Below are 15,918 nucleotides of genomic sequence, written 5' to 3'. Positions count from 1 at the left end.
TAGGCTTTTTTTGATTGACGAGTCAATTAAAGCGCGGCTAGCTCCGTTCCGATCGAGCCGTCAACGAGGCGAGTGCCCTTCATGCCCAAACTTGGCGCAGAGCCTATCCGAAAGGCTGCATTAATCAACGCTACCATCGCAACGATCGGCCGCGCCGGATCGCTCGATGTCACGGTTGCGCAGATCGCGCGCGAGGCTGGAATGTCCACGGCCCTTGCCCATCATTATTTCGGCTCGAAAGAGCGGATCTTTCTGGCAGCAATGCGGCATATCCTGTCGCTCTATAGCGAGACAACCTCTCGCGAGCTGAAAAACGTCGATGGGCCGAAATCGCGGCTGCTGGCCGTGATCCGCGCGAGCTTCGACAAGCCGAATTTCGACCGCGAAACGGTTGCCGCCTGGCTTAACTTCTACGCATTAGCGCTAGTCGATCCCGAGGCCGCGCGCCTCTTGCGGGTCTATCACCACAGGCTGCGCTCGAACCTGCTGGTGGCGCTGCGCCCGCTGGTCGGTGCCGAGGCCGAGGCAACGGCCCGCACGCTTGGCGCGTTGATCGACGGCGTCTACCTGCGCGCGGCGCTTTCGGATGAGACCGATGCCGATGCGGCCGAGCGCCTGACCCTCGACTATCTTGAAAAGGTCCTGCCATGAGCCATGATGCCCAGCCCGCCGCCAGCCTCTATCTCAACGGTGCCCCGGTCGAGGGGCAGGGGCCGGCGCTGGATGTCCTTTATCCCTATACCGGCGAGGTGATCGCCCGGCTGCGCGAGGCGAGCCCGGCGCAGGTCGCCGAGGCGACCGCCGCCGCCGCCGCCGCGCAACCCGCCTGGGCGGCACTGCGTCCCGTCGAGCGCGGTCGCGTCCTGATCCGCGCCGCGCAGATCATCCGCGAGCGGGGCGAGGAGCTTGCCCGCCTCGAGACGCTGGATACCGGCAAGCCGATCCAGGAGACGCGGGTGGCCGACTGGCCCTCGGGCGCGGATGCGCTGGAATTCTTCGGCGGGCTGGCCCCGACCGTGACAGGCCAGACGATCCCGCTGGGCGGCGATTTCGTCTATACGATCCGCGAGGCGCTGGGCGTTTGTGCGGGCATCGGCGCCTGGAACTATCCGAGCCAGATCGCCTGCTGGAAGGCCGCGCCCGCGCTTGCCATGGGCAATGCCATGGTCTTCAAGCCCAGCGAGGAGACGCCGCTGGGCGCGCTGAAGCTGGCCGAAATCCTGACCGAAGCCGGGTTGCCGCCGGGCATCTTCAACGTCGTGCAGGGCAGGGGCGCGGTCGGCGCGGCGCTGGTTTCCGACCCGCTGGTCGCCAAGGTCTCGCTGACCGGCTCGGTCGCGACCGGGCAGAAGGTCTATTCGGCGGCGGCCGAAGGGATGCGGCATGTGACGATGGAACTGGGCGGCAAGTCGCCCTTGATCGTCTTTGACGATGCCAGCCTCGAGGATGCGGTGGGCGCGGCGATTCTGGCGAATTTCTATTCCTCGGGGCAGATCTGTTCGAACGGGACGCGGGTTTTCGTCCAGCAGGGGATCCTGCCCGCCTTCCTCGAGCGGCTGGCCGAGCGGTCCCGGGCGGTCCGCATCGGCGATCCGCTGGACGAGGCGACGCAGCACGGGCCGATCGTCAGCGCAAGCCAGCTTGCAAAAATCAGGGACGCGATCCAGCGCGGCGAGGCCGAGGGCGCGCGGCTGGTCTGCGGTGGTCCGGGCGAGGGCGCCTTCGTGCCGCCCACCGTTTTTGCCGGTGTCACTGACGGGATGTGGATCGCGCGCGAGGAAATCTTTGGCCCGGTGATGTCGGTCCTTGCCTTCGAGACCGAGGCCGAGGCCGTTACCCGCGCCAATGCCACGCCCTATGGTCTCGCGGCGGGGGTCTTTACCCGTGACCTTGCGCGCGGGCATCGCGTGGCGGCGGCGCTGCAGGCGGGCACGACCTGGATCAATGCCTATAACCTCACCCCGGTCGAGGCGCCCTTTGGCGGGGTCAAGATGTCCGGGATCGGCCGTGAGAATTCGGCAGCCGCGATCGAGCATTATTCGCAGTTGAAATCGGTCTATGTCGGCATGGGGGCGGTCGATGCGCCCTATTGACCGGCCTTGCGATGCCTGCGCGGTCAGCGTGGGTATTTGGGAAACGGTGAAAACGGGAGCGGGGAGATGATCCCGGACTATGTCATCGTCGGCGCGGGTTCGGCCGGCTGCGCGCTGGCCTATCGGCTGGTCATGGCGGGGAAGCGCGTCGATCTGATCGAATATGGCGGCTCGGATGTCGGGCCGTTCATCCAGATGCCCGCGGCGCTCAGCTATCCGATGAACATGCGCCGCTATGACTGGGGCTTCTCGTCCGAGCCGGAGGCGCATCTGGGCGGGCGGCGGCTGGTGACGCCGCGGGGCAAGGTGGTCGGCGGCTCGTCCTCGATCAACGGCATGGTCTTCGTGCGCGGCCATGCGCGGGATTTCGACCATTGGGCCGAGGCGGGGGCGCAAGGCTGGGCCTATGCCGACGTGCTGCCCTATTTCAAGCGGATGGAGACCTCGCATGGCGCGGTCAGCGATTATCGCGGCAGCGAGGGGCCGCTGCATGTCACCCGTGGCTCGCGCAAGAATCCGCTGTTCAACGCCTTCATCCGGGCGGGGCGCGAGGCCGGCTATCCGGTGACGGATGACTATAACGGCGCAAGGCAGGAAGGCTTCGGCGCGATGGAGGCGACGATCTGGGAGGGGCGGCGCTGGTCGGCCGCCAATGCCTATCTGCGTCCGGCGCAGGAAACCGGACGGCTGCGGTTGCGCCGCGGGCTGGCGCAGCGGGTCGTTTTCGAGGACGGTCGCGCGGTCGGGGTCGAGGTAAAAAATACGCGCGGCGTCAATGTGTTCCGCGCGAAACATGAGGTGGTGCTTTCGGCAAGCTCGATCAATACGCCGAAGCTGCTGATGCTGTCGGGGATCGGCCCGGCCGCGCATCTGGCCGAGCATGGGATCGAGGTCCGGGCCGATCGTCCGGGGGTGGGGTCGAACCTGCAGGACCACCTCGAGATCTATATGCAATATACCGCGACCCAGCCGATCACGGTTTACAAGCACTGGAATCTTTGGGGCAAGGGCTCGATCGGGGCGCAATGGATGGCGACGGGGACAGGGCTTGGCGCGTCGAACCAGTTCGAGAGCTGCGGTTTCATCCGGTCGCGCGCGGGGGTCGAGTATCCCGACATCCAGTATCATTTCCTGCCGCTTGCCGTGCGTTATGACGGCAAGGCCGCGGCTGAGGGACATGGCTTTCAGGTTCATGTCGGCCCGATGCGGTCGAAATCGCGCGGCACGGTGCGGCTGAAATCGGCCGATCCGAAGGAAGCGCCCGAGATTCGCTTCAACTACATGTCGGAGCCCGACGACTGGGCCGATTTCCGCGCCTGCGTCCGGCTGACGCGCGAGATCTTCGACCAGCCCGCTTTTGCCGCCTATAAGGGGCACGAGATCCAGCCCGGCATGGGCGCGGTTTCGGATGCGGAGATCGACGCCTTCATCCGCGAACATGCGGAATCGGCCTTTCACCCGTGCGGCACCGCGCGGATCGGGCGCGTGAGCGATCCGATGGCGGTGGTCGATCCCGAATTGCGGGTGATCGGGGTCGAGGGGCTGAGGGTTGCCGACAGCTCGGTCTTTCCGCGCATCACCAACGGGAACCTCAACGCCCCCTCGATCATGACCGGCGAGAAGGCTGCCGATCATCTGCTGGGGCAGGGGATGCTGGCGCCCCTGAACCTCGGGCCGAAGATCGGGGCGCATTGGCAGGAATTGCAGCGCGAATCCTGAAGATCAGTTCTCGGTCTTTTTCATCAGATCGGCGAGGCCGGCGAAGGGTTTGCGCGTTTCCTCCGCCGGCTCGTCCTCGGGGGCGTCCAGCGCCGCGCCCTCGGCCCGGGGATAGAGAGGCAGGGCGAGGGACAGGGCCTCGATCATCATCGCCTCGATGTCGATGACCTGGCCAAGGGGCTCAAGCTCGTCATCGCCCATCTCGACCTCGTCCCCCTCGGGGGTGGTGACGTGAGGCGAGAAGATCCGGTGGACCTCTTCGGAGATCGAGGTCTTGACCGGGGCGAGCGTCACGACGCAGGGTTGCACGACCTTGGCCGAAAGCCGGGCCGCAACCTCCCACGCGTCGTGGGGCGCGGGACGGATCTCTCCGCCGAAGCGCAGGGCGGGCAGGGCGCTGAGGTCCAGTTCGGTCGCGATGGCGGCGCGGGCCGCTGCATCGGGGGCCAATTCGAAGGCCGTGGCATGGCGGGGATTGAGTTGCGCCACGCGAAAACGGTTCTGGTTGCGGGCGGGTTCAGTCATGGTAGGGGCCTTTCCGGCGCGGTCGCTGCCGTTTGGGATATTCTTGAGCGCGGGGCATGAGTTTGCTAAGTCGGTCGCGCGGCGTCAACAGGCGCGTAAGGGACAGGTGAGAGATGAAGATTTCCCGGCGGCAGATCATGGCCTTCGCGTTGACTGTTCCAGTTATGCTCTCTGCCTGCGCCCCGATCCATCGAAATCACGGCTATGTGCCGCCCGAGCATGACCTTGCGCAGGTGGTGGTCGGCAAGACCACCCAGTCCGAGCTGGAGGGCCTGATCGGCCGGCCAAGCTCGCAAGGGCTGCTGACCGGATCGGCCTGGTATTACGTCGGTTCGCGCTGGGAGACCTTTGGCGCCCGCGAGCCGCGCGAGATCGAGCGGCAGGTGGTGGCGATCAGCTTTACCGAAGGCGGCACCGTCTCGAATGTCGAGCGTTTCGGGCTTGAGCGCGGGCAGGTCGTCGTGTTGTCGCGGCGCGTCACCGAATCCGGTGTGGCCAGTGTCAGCATCGTTCGTCAGCTGATGGGCAATGTCGGCCGCGTCTCGGCCGAGGACATCCTGCGGGATTGACGATAAAAGGGCGCCCGCGGGGGCGCCCTTCCTCAAGCGGCGTCAGGAACGAAGCGAAGCGCGACGCCGTTGATGCAATAGCGCAACCCGGTGGGCGGGGGGCCGTCGGGAAAGACATGGCCCAGATGCGCGTCGCAGCGGTGGCAGCGCACCTCGGTCCGGGTCATGCCGTGGCTGGAGTCCCGATGCTCGTCGATGGCGCCGCCGGGGCGCGAGAAGCTGGGCCAGCCGCAGAAGCTTTCGAACTTGGCATCGCCGTCGAAAAGGCGCGCGCCGCAGCATACGCATTCATAATGGCCCGGCCCTTTCGGGAAGCCGGGATGCGAGAAGGGACGCTCGGTTCCGGCAAGCCGCGTCACGCGATAGGCCTCCGGGTCAAGCTCGGCCTGCCACTCCGCATCGGATTTGATCACGCGATCGGTCATCTTTGTCCTTCATAATGTTGCGCCCATGTTACAAGATAGGTGCAGGGAGGACAGGAACAAGACGGGCTGCGGTCGTCCGCACTCGTCTTCCGAAGGTTGGGCAGGAGTGCCATGATGGCATTGCGCAAAGGCCGTTACGAAGTTCTTGTTGCCGATGGCCCCGAGGATATCCGTGAAGCGCAGCGCCTGCGCTGGCTGTGCTTTGTCGGGCAGCGCACAGGCATGTCGCCTGCATCCGATTCGGTCGATGCCGACGATTACGACCGGCGCTGCAGCCATGTGCTGATTCGCGACGCGGCGACGCGGCAGCTGGTCGCCTGCTTCCGCATGCTGACCCTCGCCGGAGGGGAGGAGATAGGCGACAGCTATTCCGCGCGCTTCTACAACCTCTCGCGACTGCGCGATTTCGACGGGAAGATGGTCGAGATCGGCCGCTTCTGCATCCATCCCGAAAGGCAGGATCCCGACATCCTGCGCCTCGCCTGGGGGGCGCTGGCGCGGCATGTGGATCAGGAGCGGGTCGAGATGCTTTTCGGCTGCTCAAGCTTCATGGGCACCGATACGCAAGGCTATGAGGACGCGTTCGCGATGCTGCGAGAGCGTCACCTTGCGCCCAAGCGCTGGCTACCACGGGTGAAGGCGCCGAATGTCTTCCGCTTTGCCCGTGCGCTGAGATTGCGGCAGGCCGATCCGCGCCGCGCAATGGCGGCGATGCCGCCCCTGCTGCGCTCCTATCTCGCGATGGGGGGCTGGGTCAGCGACCATGCGGTGGTGGACAAGCAGTTGGGCACGCTGCACGTCTTTACCGGGCTGGAGGTCCGCGCGATTCCCCCCGCACGGGCGAAACTGCTGCGCGCGGCAGGCGCATAAGCCGCCTTTGCATTGGCCGCGCAAACCGCCTATGACGCCCGGCCATGAGCGACAGATTCCAGTTTTCCGTATCGGCCACCGACGGCCGTGCCCGCACCGGCGTGATCCAGACCCCGAGAGGCGAGATCCGCACCCCCGCCTTCATGCCCGTCGGCACTGCCGCCACGGTCAAGGCGATGCTGCCCGAATCGGTCCGCGCGACCGGGGCGGATATTCTGCTGGGCAATACCTATCACCTGATGCTGCGCCCCGGCGCCGAGCGGGTGGCGCGGCTGGGCGGACTTCACAAGTTCATGAACTGGGAACGTCCCATCCTGACCGATTCGGGCGGGTTCCAGGTGATGAGCCTGTCGAGCCTGCGCAAGCTGACCGAGGAGGGCGTGACCTTCGCCAGCCATGTCGATGGCTCGCGCCATTTCCTGTCGCCGGAAACCAGCATGGAGATCCAGCGCCTGCTCGGCTCGGACATCGTCATGGCCTTTGACGAATGCCCGGCTTTGCCCGCGACGGACGAGGTTGTCGCCATTTCGATGCGCATGTCGATGCGGTGGGCGCAGCGGTCGCGCGACGCCTTTGGCGACCGGCCGGGCCATGCGCTTTTCGGCATCATGCAGGGCGGGGTGAACCGCGAGCTGCGCGAGGAATCGGCCGAGGCGTTGAAGGCCATCGGCTTTGACGGCTACGCTATCGGCGGCCTTGCCGTGGGCGAGGGGCAGGAGGCGATGTTCGGCGTTCTCGACCATGCCCCCGGCTTCCTGCCCGAGGACAAGCCGCGCTATCTGATGGGCGTCGGCAAGCCCGACGACATCGTGGGCGCCGTGGTTCGCGGCGTCGACATGATGGATTGCGTCCTTCCTTCGCGCTCGGGTCGGACGGGGCAGGCATGGACCCGCCGCGGACAGGTCAATATCAAGAACGCCCGCCATGCCGACGATCCGCGCCCGCTGGACGAGCATTGCACCTGCCCGGCCTGCACCGGCTATTCCCGCGCCTATCTGCACCATGTCTTCCGGGCCGGAGAGATGATCTCGGGGATGCTCCTGACCTGGCACAACCTGCATTACTTCCAGGAGTTGATGGGCGGCCTGCGGGCGGCCATCGCCCAAGGCGAACTTGCCGCTTTCGTCGCCGGGTTCGAGGCAGAACGGGCACAGGGTGACATAGAACCGTTGTGAATCGTCACGTCGTGCCTTGATTTTCCTCATTCACTGTTGGAAGGCCGTTAGGAAGATTCGGCGGATGCCCCGCCCACGACCGAAAGAAGTACATGCCCGCCAGCCCAAAGACCGTCCGCCAGGAAGACATCCACACGATCACGACCACGGCCGAACTGGCCGAGTTCTGCGAGTTGGCGAAGGCGCAGCCCTATGTGACGCTCGACACCGAGTTCCTGCGTGAGCGGACCTATTACTCCAAGCTCTGCCTGATCCAGGCGGCGCTGCCCCCTGCCTCGGGGGTCAAGTCCGAGGGTGGGCCTGCGGTGCTGATCGACCCCCTCGCAGGGGATCTCTCGCTCGAACCGCTCTATGACCTTTTCCGCCATAGCGGGACGGTCAAGGTGTTCCATGCCGCGCGCCAGGACCTTGAGATCTTCTTCCACGATACCGGCGTGCTGCCCGATCCGCTGTTCGACACCCAGATCGCCGCCATGGTCTGCGGCTTTGGCGAGCAGGTGGGCTATGAGACGCTGGTGAAGAAGATCGCGCGCCAGCCGCTCGACAAGTCCTCGCGCTTCACCGACTGGTCGATCCGGCCGCTTTCGGATGCGCAGGCTCAATACGCGCTGGCCGATGTGACGCATCTGCGCGCGATCTACGAATTTCTCTCGGACCAGCTCAACAAGACCGGCCGCGCTCCCTGGCTTGCGGAGGAGGTCGCGGTCCTTCTGAACCCCGAGACCTATATCACCCGTCCCGACGAAGCATGGCAGCGCATCCGCACGCGCTCGGGTTCGCCCCGGTTCCTTGCCGTGGTGCGCGAGCTTGCCCGCTTCCGTGAGACCTATGCGCAGGAACGCGATATTCCCCGCGCCCGCGTCTACAAGGACGACGCGCTGATCGAGCTTGCCTCGACGAAGCCCCTGACCGAGGCGGATCTGGGCAAATCCCGCCTGCTGCTGCGCGATGCGCGCCGCGGCGAGATCGCGAATGGCATCCTTGCTGCGGTGAAGGCCGGGATCGAGGCCAAGGATCTGCCGAAGCCCGCCCCGGATGAGCCGGGCCGCCCCGGCAATGCGGCGCTCTCAGAACTCCTGCGCGTGCTGCTAAAGGCCAAGTCGGATGAGGCGGGCGTCGCCCCGCGCCTGATCGCCTCGGCCTCCGATCTCGATGCCTTGGCCTCGGGTGTGCGCGACCTTGCGGCGCTTCACGGCTGGCGGGCCGAGGTCTTTGGCCGCGACGCCCTGCGCCTCGCCGCGGGCGAGATCGCGCTTTCCGCGCATAACGGCTCGGTCAAGGTGGTTCCGGTCGCCGGCTAGTCGTCGCTGCGGGCGACCGGCGTGACCAGCACCCGCACGAGGTAAAGCACGACCATCGCCATTGCCGTCGCGATCATCGCCAGCCTGAGGTCGCCCGTGCCGCAGCAAAGGCCGATCGCGCCGCAAAGCCACATCGACGCGCCCGTGGTGATCCCCCGCACATTGCCGCGATTGATGACGATCGAACCGGCAGCGAGGAAGGCCACGCCCGCCGTCACCGCCTCGATCAGGCGCAAGGGATCGGTGCGCTGCTGCTCCTCGTTGACGTTCGAGAAATCGACCAGTTCCAGCGCGACCAGCGTGAAGCAGGCCGCAGCCAGCGCGATCAGCATATGGGTGCGCAACCCCGCCGCGCGGTGCTTGGCCTCGCGCTCCCAGCCGATGATCCCGCCCAGCATGACCGCCATGACAAGGCGCAGGGTCACGACCGGCGCCGGCAGGCTCATCGGACGCTGGAATTCCGCGGCCAGTTGTTCGAGCATCGTGTCACTTCCGTGAAGCTTTTTCCTCGATGCCCGAACGCCCCTCGCGGCGATCCAGTTCATTTTCGACATCAGCAAGGGTGATGTCGCGGGCAGCCAGCATGACCAACAGATGGTAAAGCGTATCGGCGGCCTCAGCGACCAGCCTGTCGCGATCACCTTTCACCGCCTCGATGATGGCCTCGACCGCCTCCTCGCCGAATTTCTCGGCGCATTTCTCGGGGCCTTTCGACAGTAGCTTGGCGGTCCAGCTCGTCTCGGGATCGGCACCCTTACGGGCCTCGATCGTCTTGGCAAGGCGCTGCAATCCGCTCATGTCAGCCTCACGGGGATGCCGGCGGCGGCCATGTGTTCCTTGGCCTCGCGCACGGTGAAGGTTCCGAAATGGAAGATCGAGGCGGCAAGCACCGCCGAGGCATGGCCCTCGATCACGCCCTCGGCCAGATGCTCCAGCGCGCCGACCCCGCCCGAGGCGATGACCGGCACGTTGACCGCATCGGCGACGGCGCGGGTCAGCGGGATGTTGAAGCCCGACTTGGTGCCATCGCGGTCCATGCTGGTTAGCAGGATCTCGCCCGCGCCCTTGGCGGTGACGGTGCGGGCGAACTCGACGGCGTCGATGCCGGTCGGCTTTCTGCCGCCATGGGTGAAGATTTCCCAGCGTCCGGGCGCCACGGTCTTGGCGTCGATGGCGCAGACGATGCACTGGCTGCCGAAACGGTCGGCGGCCTCGGCGATGACGTTCGGGTCCGCCACCGCGGCCGAGTTGAAGCTGACCTTGTCCGCCCCGGCCAGCAGCAGGTCGCGCACGTCCTTGTGGCTGCGCACGCCCCCGCCCACGGTCAGCGGCACGAAGCAGGCCTCGGCCGTTCGGGTGACAAGGTCGAACATCGTCCCGCGGTTTTCATGCGTGGCATGGATGTCGAGGAAACAGATCTCGTCCGCGCCGGCCGCGTCATAGGCGCGCGCCGCCTCGACCGGATCGCCCGCATCGACCAGATCGACGAAATTCACCCCCTTGACGACCCGGCCATCGGCCACGTCGAGGCAAGGGATCACCCGCGTCTTCAGCATCTCACCCCCTTCATGCCAGCGCGCGCAGCGCCTCGCCCAGATTGATCGCGCCATCGTAAAGCGCCCGGCCCGAGATCGCACCCGCAATCACCCGCGCATCGCGCAGCGCCAGCAGGTCCTGCATCGAGCTCACCCCGCCCGAAGCGATGACCGGGATGTTCACCGCGCGGGCAAGCGCCTCGGTCGCGCTGATGTTCGGCCCCTGCATCGCGCCGTCGCGGTCGATATCGGTATAGATGATCGCGGCGACGCCGGCATCTTCGAACTGGCGGGCAAGGTCGGTCGCCAGCACATCGGTCTCCTCGGCCCAGCCCCGTGTCGCGACACGGCCGCCGCGGGCGTCGATGCCAACGGCGATCTTGCCCGGGAATGCCAGCGCTGCCTCGCGCACCAGCGACGGGTTCTCGACCGCGACGGTGCCCAGGATCACGCGGGCAAGCCCGCGTTCCAGCCAGCGCTCGATGGTCTCCATGTCGCGGATGCCGCCGCCAAGCTGGGCAGGGATCTCCACCGCGGCAAGGATCGCCTCGACCGCCTCGGCATTCACCGGATGGCCGGCAAAGGCCCCGTTCAGGTCGACGAGGTGCAGCCATTCCGCGCCGGCATCGGCAAAGGCACTGGCCTGGGCGGCGGGATCGGTGCCGAAGACGGTCGCGGCCTCCATGTCGCCGCGCAGCAGGCGCACGCAATTCCCGTCCTTGAGGTCGATGGCGGGATAAAGGATCATGGGTCTCTCCTGTAATTGGCGTCCCTTTGCCACAGCGGCGCGCCAATCGGAAGGGGCAGGGGGGCCGCGCCGGCGCATGGGTGCTGAACGCCACGTCAGGCTTGATCGCCTCCGTGACGCCGTCCGAAGCTCCACCCATGGCCGAGACGGCCCAAGGGAGGATACCAAATGAAATCAGCGCTACTCGCCGCGCTGCTGCTGGCCGGCGTGACCGCCGCGCAGGCCCAGGGCATCGACGGCACGTTCCAGACCCAGCCGAACGATCAGGGCCAGATCGGCATGGTCCAGTTCTACGATTGCGGCGGCAAGTATTGCGGCAAGCTGGTCCGCTCCTTCGACACTTCGGGGAAGGAGATCCCTTCGAAGAATGTCGGCAGGAACATCGTCGCTGACATGACCGATCAGGGCAACGGCAAATTCGGCGGCGGCACGATCTGGGATCCCGGCTCGGACAAGACCTACAAATCCAAGATGCAACTCGACGGCAAGACGCTCGATGTCTCGGGCTGCGTCGCGGTCTTCTGCAAGACCCAAAAATGGACCCGCGCCCGCTGACAGGCCCCCGATCTTCACTGTTTCCCAAATACCCCGGTGGTCCGGGGGCAGCGCCCCCGGCTTCTCTTTCAGGGTTTCCAGCGCAGGAAATTCGCGATCAGGCGCAGCCCCACGGCCTGCGATTTCTCGGGATGAAACTGCGTGCCGACGATGTTCTCGCGTCCGACGACGGCCGTGACCGGCCCGCCGTAATCGACGGTGGCCAAAAGATGCGCGGGATCGCGCACCCGGAACTGCCAGCCATGCACGAAATAGGCGTGGTCCCCGGTCTCGATCCCGTCAAGGACAGGATGGGGGCGCAGCACCTCGAGGTCGTTCCAGCCCATATGCGGCACCTTGAGGCCCGGCCCCGAGATGGCGTCGATCTCGCCGCCGATCCAGCCCAGCCCCTCGGTGTCGCGATATTCATGCCCGATCTCGGCCAGCATCTGCATGCCGACGCAGATCCCCAGAAACGGCGTCCCGCGCGTCAGGACCGCATCCTGCAGCACCTCTACCATGCCCGGCACGGCGTCGAGCGCCGCACGGCAGGCCGGGAATGCGCCGTCGCCCGGCAGCACGATCCGGTCGGCGCGGCGCACCACCTCGGGGTCGCTGGTCACGAGCGTTTCGGCCCCGACATCGCGGCCCATCAGCGCGATCGCCTTCTCGGCCGAATGCAGGTTGCCGCTGTCGTAATCGACCAGCGCGACGCGCATCACAGCGCCCCCTTGGTCGAGGGCAGCACGCCCTCCATGCGCGGGTCCGGCTCGACCGCTTCGCGCAGGGCGCGGGCGACGGATTTGAAGGCGGCCTCGGCAATGTGATGCGCGTTCAACCCGTGCAGGCAATCCACATGCAGCGTGATCCCGCCATGGGTCGAAAGCGCCTGAAAGAACTCCCGCACCAGTTCGGTATCGAAGCTGCCGATTTTCTGGGCCGGGAAATCGACGTTCCAGACCAGATAGGGCCGCGCGGAAAGGTCAAGCGCCGTGCGGACCAGCGCGTCGTCCATCGCAAGGTGGAAGCTGCCATAGCGGCGGATGCCCCGCTTGTCGCCAAGCGCCTCGGTCAATGCGCGGCCGATCGCGATGCCGCTATCCTCGACCGTGTGGTGGTCGTCGATATGCAGATCGCCCTTGGCCCGCACGCGAAGGTCGATCAGTGAATGCCGCGCAAGCTGGTCCAGCATGTGATCGAAGAAGCCAACGCCCGTCTGGTTGTCGTATTTGCCGGTGCCGTCGAGGTTCAGTTCGACCTCGATCTGCGTCTCGGCCGTGTCGCGGGTGATGGTTGCGCGGCGCATCGTTGTCTCCGTTGGGGATCCATGGCCTTATAGGCAACCTCGCATCGACTGAAAAGTCGCGAACCCGTCCGCCGGCGAAGGGGGCGCCATGGGCATGAATGCGCGGACGCGGGCAAGGATTGCGTCGCCGTCCTTGTCATGTGGGCCGAGCGATGCGAAAAAGTCACAAACCTGTGCATTGGACGCGCGACCCGAAAGGAATACCGGCCGATGAATAATGACCTGAATGCCAGCGAAAAGCGGTTGATCGCCGCATTGGACCGTCTCGACGGCTTCATCGACCGGATGGCGGTGACAAGGGCTGCGGCCGGATCCGCCACCGAGGGCGATCCTCGCCCGGAAAACCGGGATATTTCCGATGATCTGTCGATGCTTGTCGATGAACAGGCCGAGCAGCTGGCCGAGCTTGAGGCGCGCCTTGTCGCCACTGACGAGCGCCTGAACGCGGCCGGGGACGAGATCGCCCGCCTTGCCGCCGCGAACGAGGCGCTGGCCAGCGCCAATCGCGAGTTGATCGCCTCGCAGCCCGACTCGCCCTCAGATGAGATCCGCCGCGCGCTTCAGGCCGAGATCGATTCGCTGCGCGCCACCCGTGCGGCCGAGGCGGGCCAGATGGCCGAGGTCGCCGATACGCTCGACCGCATGTTGGGCGAGGCCCCCCCGCGCCAGCAGGCCGAAGCCCCGGCCGCCGAACCCGCAGGCGCCCCGGCGGTGGTCGAGACGCCGATGCCGCTGGATGTCTCGGCAAATCCGCCGGAGGATCTGGATCTGGGGGGCGATGCCGATGCCGACCGGCGCGAGGCGGAACCCGCAACCGACGAGAACAGGGGCTGAGACATGGCAGAGGTCGAGTTCACCATCGGGCACAAATCCTACACCCTGAGCTGTCAGGCGGGCGAGGAACGCCTGCTGAAGCGGGCGGCGGCCCTCCTCGATACCGAGGCGCAGGCGATCATCGGTCAGGCCGGGCGCATGCCCGAGCCGCGCCTGCTGCTGCTTGCGGGGCTGATGCTGGCCGATCGCACCTCCTCCTTCGAGGACCGGGCGATCGCCGCTGAACGCGAGCTGGCAAGGCTCAGGAACAATCCCCAGCGGGTCGAGGTGCCGATCGTTCCGCCAAGCCTCATGGAAGGGATGGCCGAGCTTGCCGCCCGCGCCGAGGCCCTCGCCCAGAAGGCCGAGGATCAGCTGGAGCAATAGACCCCGGATCCGTCGCGATCTTCGAGGCCGCGCCCGCAGGGGCGCGGCTTTTTGCGTCCAAATTGCCCTGCGATTCTGGCTTGAACGTGTGAATCCGCAGCGTATTTCCGCCGCGAATGCCACAGAAATACCATATAACTAATTGAAAACACTTAATATTAAAAACGATAGGTTTATTCGTCTTTTTTCTTGAAATTAACGACTAACCCTGTCGTAATTGCCGATATGGGCTGCTGCCCGAAGCGATACGATAACGAGGTAATGTCACCATGATCCGTACCATTCGCGTCAACGACACCCAATTGGCACATGGCCGCGTCGTCCGCCGCCACCTTGATGGTCGCATGACGATCGTGGACGGGACCAAGCGCCTGACCGGCTATCCGCTGCGCCCCGGCTTTCTCGGGCGCTGCCTCGGGGCGAGCGCACGCAGGGCCTTCGCGGTGATGATGGCGGTCGGCGGTCTCGCGCTGCTTTCCGGCGCGGCAGAGGCCGACAATTCGCTGCTGAACGTGAGCTATGACCCCACGCGCGAGCTTTATCGCGATGTGAACGAAGCCTTCGCCGCGAAATGGGAGGCCGAGGGCAACAAGGCACCCACCATCGAGACCTCGCATGGCGGCTCGGGCGCGCAGGCGCGCTCGGTGATCGACGGGCTGAAGGCGCAGGTCGTGACGCTGGCCCTGGCCTCCGACATCGACAAGATCGCCGAAAAGGGGCTGCTGCCCGAGGATTGGCAGGCCAAGCTTCCGCATAACTCCTCGCCCTATACCTCCACCATCGTCTTCCTCGTGCGCGAGGGGAATCCCAAGGGGATCAAGGATTGGGACGATCTGGTGAAGGACGGGATCGAGGTCATCACCCCGAATCCCAAGACCTCGGGCGGGGCGCGCTGGAACTATCTGGCCGCATGGGCCTGGGCGCAGAAGAACGGGCAGGATCCGAAGGAATTCGTCGCCCAGCTCTTCAAGCATGTGCCGGTGCTGGACAGCGGCGCGCGCGGCTCGACCACGACCTTCACCCAGCGTGAGATCGGCGATGTGCTGCTTGCCTGGGAGAACGAGGCCTATCTGGCCCTGAACGAGATGGGCGAGGATCAGTTCGATATCGTGGTGCCCTCGGTTTCGATTCTGGCCGAGCCGCCGGTCGCGCTGGTCGAGAAGAACATCGCCGATGACGAGCAGAGGAAGCTGGCCGAGGGCTATCTGAACTTCCTCTACTCGCCCGAGGGTCAGGCACTGGCCTTCAAGCACTACTATCGTGCCTGGGACGAAAGCGCCGCGAACCCCGAGGACGTGAAGCGTTTCCCGAAACTGGATCTGGTGACGATCGCCGATTTTGGCGGCTGGAAGAAAGCCCAGCCCGAGCATTTCGGTGATGGGGGCGTATTCGACCAGATCTATACGGGGATGTAAGCCGATGGCGCTTGCGCTTCTCCGCACGCAGAAATCCCCCATGCCGGGCTTCGGGCTCGGCATGGGAATTACGCTGACCATGCTGTCGCTGATCGTGATCCTGCCGATCGGCGCATTGCTGGCCAAGGGGATCAGCTATGGCCCGGCCGAGGTCTGGACCGCGATCAACACGCCGCGCGTCTGGGCGGCGCTTTACCTGTCCTTCCGGCTGGCCTTCCTTGCCGCCGTGTTCAACCTGATCTTCGGCACATTGCTGGCCTGGGTGCTGGCGCGCTATGATTTTCCGGGCCGGCGCGTCGTCGACGCGCTCGTCGATCTGCCCTTTGCCCTGCCGACCGCCGTGGCCGGCATCGCGCTGACCGCGCTTTACGCCCCGAACGGGGTTTTCGGCAGCATCGCCAAGTCGATGGGCCAGAAGATCGCCTATACCGAATGGGGCATCCTGATCGCACTGATCTTCGTGGGCCTGCCCTTTGTCACCCGCACGGTCCAGCCGGTCATCG

Annotated in this window: 20 protein-coding genes; 12 read left to right on the top strand and 8 right to left on the bottom strand. The window is 65.8% G+C overall.

Annotated features, from left to right (window positions below; genetic code table 11):
- The first annotated feature begins 81 nt into the window (after nucleotides 1-81).
- From betI to betA, 3 genes are all read left to right on the top strand, one after another.
- Nucleotides 82-651, top strand: coding sequence for a choline-binding transcriptional repressor BetI (gene betI / locus VNQ78_RS12610; RefSeq protein WP_325690228.1), 570 nt, complete (start codon nucleotides 82-84; stop codon nucleotides 649-651).
- Nucleotides 648-2,093: a betaine-aldehyde dehydrogenase gene (gene betB, locus VNQ78_RS12605; protein ID WP_325690226.1), complete on the top strand. Its 1,446-nt coding sequence runs from the start codon at nucleotides 648-650 to the stop codon at nucleotides 2,091-2,093. The genes betI and betB overlap by 4 nt, the downstream gene beginning before the upstream one ends.
- Nucleotides 2,094-2,159: 66 nt before the next feature.
- Complete coding sequence (gene betA / locus VNQ78_RS12600; RefSeq protein WP_325690224.1) at nucleotides 2,160-3,812, top strand: choline dehydrogenase; 1,653 nt, start codon at nucleotides 2,160-2,162, stop codon at nucleotides 3,810-3,812.
- A gap of 3 nt (nucleotides 3,813-3,815) precedes the next feature.
- Here the strand turns inward: betA and VNQ78_RS12595 are convergent, their stop codons facing one another.
- Nucleotides 3,816-4,337, bottom strand: coding sequence for a DUF177 domain-containing protein (locus VNQ78_RS12595; RefSeq protein ID WP_325690222.1), 522 nt, complete (start codon nucleotides 4,335-4,337; stop codon nucleotides 3,816-3,818).
- A gap of 113 nt (nucleotides 4,338-4,450) precedes the next feature.
- Here VNQ78_RS12595 and VNQ78_RS12590 point away from each other — a divergent pair, with 113 nt between their 5' ends.
- Nucleotides 4,451-4,906, top strand: a complete 456-nt coding sequence (locus VNQ78_RS12590) for an outer membrane protein assembly factor BamE (RefSeq protein WP_325690220.1) — start codon at nucleotides 4,451-4,453, stop codon at nucleotides 4,904-4,906.
- Nucleotides 4,907-4,938: 32 nt separating this feature from the next.
- Here VNQ78_RS12590 and msrB read toward each other — a convergent pair whose 3' ends face one another.
- Nucleotides 4,939-5,331 carry a peptide-methionine (R)-S-oxide reductase MsrB gene (gene msrB / locus VNQ78_RS12585; RefSeq protein ID WP_325690218.1) on the bottom strand — a complete coding sequence of 131 codons (393 nt, stop codon included), beginning with the start codon at nucleotides 5,329-5,331 and terminating at the stop codon, nucleotides 4,939-4,941.
- A gap of 111 nt (nucleotides 5,332-5,442) precedes the next feature.
- Between msrB and VNQ78_RS12580 the strand changes: the two genes are divergently transcribed.
- The 3 genes from VNQ78_RS12580 (at nucleotide 5,443) to rnd (ending at nucleotide 8,677) form a co-directional block, all read left to right on the top strand.
- Nucleotides 5,443-6,201: a GNAT family N-acetyltransferase gene (locus VNQ78_RS12580; protein ID WP_325690216.1), complete on the top strand. Its 759-nt coding sequence runs from the start codon at nucleotides 5,443-5,445 to the stop codon at nucleotides 6,199-6,201.
- Between the two features lie 44 nt (nucleotides 6,202-6,245).
- Nucleotides 6,246-7,376, top strand: a complete 1,131-nt coding sequence (gene tgt, locus VNQ78_RS12575; RefSeq protein ID WP_325690214.1) for a tRNA guanosine(34) transglycosylase Tgt — start codon at nucleotides 6,246-6,248, stop codon at nucleotides 7,374-7,376.
- A 128-nt stretch (nucleotides 7,377-7,504) separates the two neighbouring features.
- Nucleotides 7,505-8,677, top strand: coding sequence for a ribonuclease D (rnd, locus tag VNQ78_RS12570; protein ID WP_325690288.1), 1,173 nt, complete (start codon nucleotides 7,505-7,507; stop codon nucleotides 8,675-8,677).
- Here the strand turns inward: rnd and VNQ78_RS12565 are convergent.
- The 4 genes from VNQ78_RS12565 to hisA are packed head-to-tail and all read right to left on the bottom strand — an operon-like array spanning nucleotide 8,674 to nucleotide 10,960.
- Nucleotides 8,674-9,159 carry an MgtC/SapB family protein gene (locus tag VNQ78_RS12565; protein WP_325690212.1) on the bottom strand — a complete coding sequence of 162 codons (486 nt, stop codon included), beginning with the start codon at nucleotides 9,157-9,159 and terminating at the stop codon, nucleotides 8,674-8,676. The two genes, rnd and VNQ78_RS12565, sit on opposite strands and share 4 nt — an antisense overlap.
- Before the next feature lie 4 nt (nucleotides 9,160-9,163).
- Nucleotides 9,164-9,475, bottom strand: a complete 312-nt coding sequence (locus VNQ78_RS12560) for a phosphoribosyl-ATP diphosphatase (protein ID WP_325690210.1) — start codon at nucleotides 9,473-9,475, stop codon at nucleotides 9,164-9,166.
- Nucleotides 9,472-10,233: an imidazole glycerol phosphate synthase subunit HisF gene (gene hisF / locus VNQ78_RS12555; RefSeq protein ID WP_325690208.1), complete on the bottom strand. Its 762-nt coding sequence runs from the start codon at nucleotides 10,231-10,233 to the stop codon at nucleotides 9,472-9,474. Before hisF ends, VNQ78_RS12560 begins: the two co-directional genes overlap by 4 nt.
- A 10-nt stretch (nucleotides 10,234-10,243) precedes the next feature.
- A complete protein-coding gene (gene hisA / locus VNQ78_RS12550; protein ID WP_325690206.1) occupies nucleotides 10,244-10,960 on the bottom strand; it encodes a 1-(5-phosphoribosyl)-5-[(5-phosphoribosylamino)methylideneamino]imidazole-4-carboxamide isomerase in 717 nt (238 codons plus the stop codon).
- A gap of 168 nt (nucleotides 10,961-11,128) precedes the next feature.
- Here hisA and VNQ78_RS12545 point away from each other — a divergent pair, with 168 nt between their 5' ends.
- Nucleotides 11,129-11,515, top strand: coding sequence for a DUF2147 domain-containing protein (locus VNQ78_RS12545; protein ID WP_325690204.1), 387 nt, complete (start codon nucleotides 11,129-11,131; stop codon nucleotides 11,513-11,515).
- Nucleotides 11,516-11,583: 68 nt separating this feature from the next.
- Here the strand turns inward: VNQ78_RS12545 and hisH are convergent, their stop codons facing one another.
- Complete coding sequence (gene hisH / locus VNQ78_RS12540) at nucleotides 11,584-12,213, bottom strand: imidazole glycerol phosphate synthase subunit HisH (protein WP_325690202.1); 630 nt, start codon at nucleotides 12,211-12,213, stop codon at nucleotides 11,584-11,586.
- Nucleotides 12,213-12,800 (bottom strand): imidazoleglycerol-phosphate dehydratase HisB, encoded by a 588-nt coding sequence (hisB, locus tag VNQ78_RS12535; RefSeq protein WP_325690200.1) that lies wholly within the window; start codon nucleotides 12,798-12,800, stop codon nucleotides 12,213-12,215. Before hisB ends, hisH begins: the two co-directional genes overlap by 1 nt.
- 210 nt (nucleotides 12,801-13,010) lie before the next feature.
- Here hisB and VNQ78_RS12530 point away from each other — a divergent pair, with 210 nt between their 5' ends.
- From VNQ78_RS12530 to VNQ78_RS12515, 4 genes are all read left to right on the top strand, one after another.
- The gene (locus VNQ78_RS12530) at nucleotides 13,011-13,634 is read left to right on the top strand and encodes a hypothetical protein (protein ID WP_325690198.1); all 624 of its coding nucleotides are present in this window, start codon (nucleotides 13,011-13,013) and stop codon (nucleotides 13,632-13,634) included.
- A 3-nt stretch (nucleotides 13,635-13,637) separates the two neighbouring features.
- Nucleotides 13,638-14,000 carry a cell division protein ZapA gene (locus VNQ78_RS12525; protein ID WP_325690196.1) on the top strand — a complete coding sequence of 121 codons (363 nt, stop codon included), beginning with the start codon at nucleotides 13,638-13,640 and terminating at the stop codon, nucleotides 13,998-14,000.
- A 269-nt stretch (nucleotides 14,001-14,269) separates the two neighbouring features.
- Nucleotides 14,270-15,415 (top strand): sulfate ABC transporter substrate-binding protein, encoded by a 1,146-nt coding sequence (locus VNQ78_RS12520; RefSeq protein WP_325690194.1) that lies wholly within the window; start codon nucleotides 14,270-14,272, stop codon nucleotides 15,413-15,415.
- A gap of 4 nt (nucleotides 15,416-15,419) precedes the next feature.
- The coding region (locus VNQ78_RS12515; protein ID WP_414694065.1) for an ABC transporter permease at nucleotides 15,420-15,918 on the top strand (499 nt) is incomplete at its 3' end.

Source organism: Paracoccus sp. (in: a-proteobacteria) (genome assembly GCF_035556475.1).
GTDB lineage: Bacteria > Pseudomonadota > Alphaproteobacteria > Rhodobacterales > Rhodobacteraceae > Paracoccus.
The sequence above is the reverse complement of the archived record's forward strand: the minus strand, read 5'-3'. Positions and strand labels throughout refer to the sequence as shown.